The organism is Pseudomonas floridensis, assembly GCF_002087235.1.
Classification (GTDB): Bacteria; Pseudomonadota; Gammaproteobacteria; order Pseudomonadales; family Pseudomonadaceae; genus Aquipseudomonas; species Aquipseudomonas floridensis.
This window is the reverse complement of record NZ_MUIO01000055.1, coordinates 81,326-87,325: the sequence shown is the minus strand read 5'-3', so window position 1 is coordinate 87,325 and position 6,000 is coordinate 81,326. Positions and strand designations below refer to the sequence as shown.

5 protein-coding genes are annotated in these 6,000 nt (G+C 51.2%); 2 read left to right on the top strand and 3 right to left on the bottom strand.

Features of this window, described 5'->3' with window-relative positions; translation table 11 throughout:
* Nucleotides 1–622 precede the first annotated feature (622 nt).
* Both BZK31_RS14865 and BZK31_RS14860 read right to left on the bottom strand, forming a co-directional pair.
* Nucleotides 623–1,732 (bottom strand): XRE family transcriptional regulator, encoded by a 1,110-nt coding sequence (locus BZK31_RS14865; protein ID WP_083183715.1) that lies wholly within the window; start codon nt 1,730–1,732, stop codon nt 623–625.
* 10 nt (nt 1,733–1,742) lie between these two features.
* Nucleotides 1,743–2,444 carry a hypothetical protein gene (locus BZK31_RS14860; protein WP_083183714.1) on the bottom strand — a complete coding sequence of 234 codons (702 nt, stop codon included), beginning with the start codon at nt 2,442–2,444 and terminating at the stop codon, nt 1,743–1,745.
* Between the two features lie 463 nt (nt 2,445–2,907).
* Between BZK31_RS14860 and BZK31_RS14855 the strand changes: the two genes are divergently transcribed.
* Nucleotides 2,908–3,126 carry a hypothetical protein gene (locus tag BZK31_RS14855; protein WP_083183713.1) on the top strand — a complete coding sequence of 73 codons (219 nt, stop codon included), beginning with the start codon at nt 2,908–2,910 and terminating at the stop codon, nt 3,124–3,126.
* A 41-nt stretch (nt 3,127–3,167) separates the two neighbouring features.
* Complete coding sequence (locus BZK31_RS14850; protein WP_083183712.1) at nt 3,168–3,740, top strand: hypothetical protein; 573 nt, start codon at nt 3,168–3,170, stop codon at nt 3,738–3,740.
* A 234-nt stretch (nt 3,741–3,974) separates the two neighbouring features.
* On the opposite strand, the gene BZK31_RS14845 is transcribed toward BZK31_RS14850, so the two are convergent.
* The gene (locus BZK31_RS14845; RefSeq protein WP_083183711.1) at nt 3,975–5,447 is read right to left on the bottom strand and encodes a DNA sulfur modification protein DndB; all 1,473 of its coding nucleotides are present in this window, start codon (nt 5,445–5,447) and stop codon (nt 3,975–3,977) included.
* Between the last annotated feature and the right edge of the window lie 553 nt (nt 5,448–6,000).

Genomic DNA, 6,000 nt, shown 5'->3' with positions numbered 1-6,000 from the left:
GGTTCGTGGAGCGGATACGCTTAGCTGACTGCGCCAGCCATATTAAGATCGGTGGGGTTTATGGAGCGCTTACAGCGTATCGACGCGGGCGGGGCGATCTTCATCAGGGTCGCGGCCAGCTAATCCGATTGGGCCTGTCTCACCTCCCTCGTTTCGGCCAAACGGTGAAAGCGCGGGTAAGTTAAATCCTCCCAAACCCAAAGGGTAGAGTTCGGGCAAGAGGGGTGGCACTGACCGCCCTGGTGCAGATGGTGACGCCACGATGAGTGGGGCTCATCTGCACAGCCCTCCGTTTCATCAAGGGACGAGCGGGATTACTCGCGGGGCATCCAAAAACTACTGCGCTTGCTTCGCTCAACATCTATCCGCACAGCCCCACGGTTGCCGCATCAGTGAGCCACCTCTGGCGCATCCATTAAATAACTCCATGAAATTCCGCGCTGCCATTGATACGGCTTCAGGCTGCACAAGCTCACCTGCTCCATATCCCCGAGTCCCCCACGAATCATCCAAAAACCACTGAGAATTATCAGCAGGATTTGTGGTGCGTCGTCAGATCGCCAGTGCGCCGCAGGGTACTCTAGGATAGTTGCGTTCAACCAAATAAAGAAACAATCCTCAGTTACACAAGCTTCAAGTTTGGAGACCCCTTCCGTGCTACACCCCCACTAGCTGCGTTTCCTGAGACTACTGATAGTCTCGTAAGCTGGAAGGTTAGAGAGTTAATTTCATCTATGCTTACGCTCAAACTCTCTGCAATTTCACGGCGGCCTTGCTTTCGGCTCTGCAGAGCGTCTAGCACTTTAGTGAGTAATTGCGATGTCTCTCGCTCCATTGGCTCCGGTTCATTGGTTCGATATCCACTTTTGGCGATATCTATGCAAAGGTTGCGGTAATTCCATTCACTAACCAAGCCTAATGAGTTGAAACGGTAGGCCATGGCGGCGAGCGATACACCCCAATAGTGCTTGAGTTTCATTAGATACTTGACGGAGTAAGTGGGTGGCTGATTAGCAGCTACACTCTCCTTGGGCATTAAAAAAGCTGCGGCAAATGCATCGGCTTGGCGCTCAATTTCAGGTCCATGGGCTTGGCCGTGCTGCATAGTGTAAACATCGCGGACTAAATGGCCAAGCTCATGCGCCGCGTCAAAGCGACTCCGCTCTGCCGACTTGATAGTATTTAGGAACACAAATGGCTTGCCCTCATACCATGTACAGAAAGCGTCAACCTCTCGGGTTTCTTCAGCCAGCGAAAATACACGAATACCTTTTGATTCAAGCAAATGAACCATATTCGGTATGGGTGCATTGCCTAGTCCCCATAACCGGCGGAGTGTGGCCGCTGCTTCCTCAGGTGCTAAATCGCTTAGGTCGGGCAACCCTGCTGAGGGAATATTAAACCGCTCTTCTATCCAATGGTTTACTCTAAAAGCGATAGCACCTGTTGCAAATGTGCAAGCTTTCAATGCATCTGTCATTTTTGACAATTTGCGAAAGCTTACCGAATGTTCCTTTAGCTCTGGCATATCTTCGTCAATGAAAAAAAACTGCTGAGGAAAGTTCAGCAGTTTTGCAATTTTTTCCAAGGCCGCTGGCTCGGGAGAAGAAGCACCGCTTTCGTAGTTCTGCAAGCTACGGCTAGTGATGCCTAATTCTTTTGCCAGCTGGGCCTTAGTGATGCGTCTTCTAACCCTGGCAAATGTGATTTGCTTGGGATTTATTTCGGACATAGCAGCTTACTCACAGCATTCCTTTTTTAGGCTCTACATCCACCGAAATCTGAGTGCTTGATTCATCTTTGCGAATGGTGAAGTCATCAGGGTTGTTAGAAACGCTTCCTAACAGTATGCGGATACCCCAGTTAGTGATTTTTTTATTACTGAAACCGGTCGGTAAAGATAATTCGTATCGAACCTCTTTAAGGGCCTTGTCATAGTGATAAAGCAACGCCCAGACTTGAGTTTCTTTAGGGTGCTCCTTGGCAAACTGGAACGAAGCCATATTGAATAATTCTAACTGGCGATTGTTGTTATAGATAAAGCCCTCGGCAACTGCTCCCTTTTCAGCCTGGTTCGTTGGCTCATCATCCCCATTCCTACCGGTTTCACTGTTGCCAGTCATAACCACGATCGAAATGCTTCGATCAGGCGAGCTGATGAAAGGGCAATTCTGTTGCTCATGGATATGCCAATGAGCGGTCGCCAATAAAGTGCGTAGGTCTTCAACGGTCTTCAGCCATTGCTGAACACCGGCAGCCGTCGGCGCAGACGCACGGCTGGTCTCATTACGTCCTCTGAGACCGCCATTAATGGCATCACGGAGCAAAACGGGGCCTAAGTCAGAATGCAGCCCCCGCAAACGCGCCTCTACGTCCGCGGGCTCGTCAAAAATCGTCGCTCGCCGAGTGAAAGCGTTTGAGGCTGTCAGTTCAAATGTGCTCATCGCCGCTCCGTACCTATTTCCGAAAACTGTTCCTCATGTTGAGGTATAAAAAGCGGAAACGCAAGGGCCGTTAGCCATTGAATGGTTGGTAGCCAGTGCAGCGGCGTTTGTGGCAGGCGACCGGCGTCCGCTTTCGCGATTGCTCCTTATCGGCTTCGATCTGGGCGTTCCGTACACGCCCATGGTCCTCACGAATGCTCATTTCCAAACCGTGGAAATGAGCATTTTTCGCCTCAATGCGATGACACACCAAAAATGGTGATTAGCTGCAATCTCGGATGAAAGGAGAGACTGCTATGAGGAAAGCAATGATCGCGGTTTGCTGCGCAGGGTTGGGGTTTTGTCTGGGAGTGTATCGTCTTGTGCCCATTTGGCTGGTTATCGTTCTGGCGATACTGGGCGCTGGGTTATGGGGTGCGGGCGAGTGCATCGAGCGCCGAAAAAGCGCCGGTGGGGACAAATCATGATGTATGCCGACCAGCAGCAGTTGGTCGTTCTGTCTGCGATGTTTCCCTCCTGGATATGGCGGGTGGCGATAGGACGTCGAGTGGTTGTGGCATCAGATGGTGTGGTCATCCGCGCCTACTGGATACCGGCACTTCTGTGGCTCGACGAGTTTCGCGCCCTGCTATTCGTGCAGCAGCTTAACGCATCGGTTGTATCCCGTGGATTTGATGAGTAGGAATTGGGATAGTGGTAAATTGTTATCAGGGAGTCTTCAGCGTGACGAAATGGAAAGTGGCGTTTTTGGTGATGGCATCTGCATCGCTGGCTGGATGCTGGCAGGGGGACTACGCGTTTGAGGGGAAGTATTACTTCTCTGAGGGTGAAGAATGCAATGCCCCATCCAGCGCCAGTGATCGGGAGCAGTACCTCATAGAAATCACTAAAGAGGTGCGTAACGGCACTGCTCTGTATTCAGCTAGGTTTCCCATCGCTGCAAAGCTCGGAGCCCCCATCGCCAGCGTTAAAAGCGTTTCCGCAACCGACGATAATGCGCTCACTTTTGAATTCGCTAAGCCAGAGGTCTCAGGGATGTTTTCGGGGAGCGCATCTCTGGACATCGTTCTAACCGTCAAGCCGAACAAGAGCAAAGAAGGGCATCTCTGGATGACAAAGGCAGCATTTACTTCTGCACGTGATGGGAAGGTTATTGAACGAGATTTCTTAGAAACCTTCAGAAACGCCGGAAAAATTGGAAAGACTGGTGCCTGCCTGGGTAAAGGTAGCGCTACACTTAGCGTCACACACATACACCTCCGACAAGTCCCCCATTCTGATGGGGCATTTCCATGACCTCTACGTCCGTCCGAGTTTTTATGAAACGATGATAAGTGTCCGGTCTTCGTAAAAGCATCACTATGATCCTAAAGGTAATATCGCCAGACGTTCAGATTTCCAGGCGGGAAGCGAGTATCCATCAGATCTATGGCGGCGATTTTAAACGGCCGGGGCATATTACGCCCCGGCCGTCTTGTGTGCTTCTTCGCGAGTAATTGAGCCGAAAGTCTTAGGGGTCCATGCGAACATTTAGACAGCAACGGCCCTGCGGCTTGGCAGACCGGTCGCCCAGCGGAGCATATCGCCGAGGATCGGAAAAATGTCATTGTGCTTCGCCCCGAAGCGCATGAAGTCCCCTTGTTTAGATCCAACGTCCCTGTTTACCCCAGGAGCTTCCTCGGGCAGATAGTCGCTCAGGTCAGAAAGCCCTTTATCCAGCCGCTCTCCCGAGGTCATCGCGTAGAAATTCCACATTGGGTTCGCATGAGAAAAATCTACTGACGGAAGACGGTCTAAAAACTGCTGAAATTGCTCTTCAGAATCTGCGGGGCGACGGTTGCTAAAGTTCAGATCGTAGGCAATTTTTGCTATGGCCTTCAGGACAACCGGTTGTGCGGCAACTGTCTTTTCCCTCGCCTGATGACTCCCGAAATCGGGGATCTCGATAATCCTGCCCCACAGGTCAAGTACTACCTGCTCGCGTGGCTCAATTACTGCAGGGGTGGCGCCGCTGACGTTTCCTTTGTTCAAGAACGCGATGGCGTTAATGGCAACTGAGTCCTTCAGTAGAATAGCGCCCGAGTCCTGAGACCAGTCTTTGGGCTCGCTATCAGTGAGCGCAACCCCAAGCTCCCCAGAAAGCTTGCGCTTGATGAACAATGTGATGGGGTTAGAGCCGTCGAACTGAAACGCGAGGGAAGCATCCACCTTTTTGCCGAGGCGATTGAGATCATGAAAAAGCTGACGCTCCTGCTCGATATCAAGTCCGAGATGGACCTCGACAGTGAGCGTAGCGTACTGCCTTGCAGCTTCGTATGCTTCATTCCAAACAATCATTTCGGCTTCAGAGACGGTTCTGCCTTTTTCAGCAAACAGCACCGCCCCTTTCCCTGGATACTTGCCTGACGAACGAACCTGATCCAAAAAGGAAATCGCCATTGCTGCTGCTGCGCGACGATGCTGCCCATCTACAACCCAGAGAGTATGACGCTCAGACAGGAAGACCTTGAATGCAGCCGTTTCACCTGCGGAAGTCTCGAGACGAAACCCACGGATCCCCCCTGCGCCTGTGCCCCCCGGAGGAACGTTCCGAATGTTGCAAACCAATGGTTGCAAGGAAAAGTAAGGTTGCTCCCCAAGAATTCGTACCAGGTCGTCAAAAGTCTCTGGGACTGGCTTGCTGACCGCAATTCGCCGCATCTTCGCAGCCGAGATGAGCCCTTTAACCATGTAGATGGCTAGTTTTTTCGCATGGCCCTCATCGAGTTGGCGCTGCGCAACAGGACCAGCTTCTCGGTCATTGGCCACGTCTGATATCTCGGCGAATTTACGGAAGGGCACGGACATCGTGAATACACGATGCCCCAAGTTATGGCCGATGAAAACATTGAAAGGGGTTTCGTTCACATCGCCCGCGTCAACGAGGCTGTCGAGCGATTCAAGGCCTTGAGGCGTTCCTGGGCCGATGAGGGGAGTGGGCATTTCGCCAATTTTAGGGTACATAGAAGTCTCCAGATGGTAGTCATTTAGTTTTTATTACTTGCGCTGGCGGGGTAGGTTTCTCAGATCTTTCCCCCTGGCGCACTGGAATAATGTCCCTGGGTGATTTTTAAGTCAATAAAAAAATCATCCAGGGATGTTTTTGTTTTGTTCCTGGAGGTATGTTTCTGATTTTTCATTTGTTTTGAAATGGCTAGCATTCTGGCATTAACGGTTTTCACCTTGGCCACATTGGATTTCTGCTGGGTGATCAGGCAATAGTTTGATGCTGCGCATAGTGGCCGAGATGTTCGGCTGATGGTGTCCCATCGCCTCATTAGGGGCGTCGGTACCGGAAATGGTTAAGTACCTATTTGAGTGCCTTTCTTGTTCTTGTTGAGGCTAGGCTCTTAGGTTTATATGGCCTTGATTAGAGGTGTTCGATTCCTGTTTTCGGCACCACAAACCCATGAAAAAGCCTCGTACCCGTTTGGGGTTCGAGGCTTTTTTCTGGCTCTTCAGCGGGACTCGGAGTCCGCCTGCCTTTTTAGCGTCATCGGTCAGATAGCCCGTTTGA

Coding starts and splice junctions, on each gene's coding strand:
- BZK31_RS14855 (WP_083183713.1), top strand. CDS start 2,908: ATGATGTATGCCGACCAGCAGCAGTTGGTCGTTCTGTCTGCGATGTTT.
- BZK31_RS14865 (WP_083183715.1), bottom strand. CDS start 1,732: ATGTCCGAAATAAATCCCAAGCAAATCACATTTGCCAGGGTTAGAAGA.
- BZK31_RS14860 (WP_083183714.1), bottom strand. CDS start 2,444: ATGAGCACATTTGAACTGACAGCCTCAAACGCTTTCACTCGGCGAGCG.
- BZK31_RS14845 (WP_083183711.1), bottom strand. CDS start 5,447: ATGTACCCTAAAATTGGCGAAATGCCCACTCCCCTCATCGGCCCAGGA.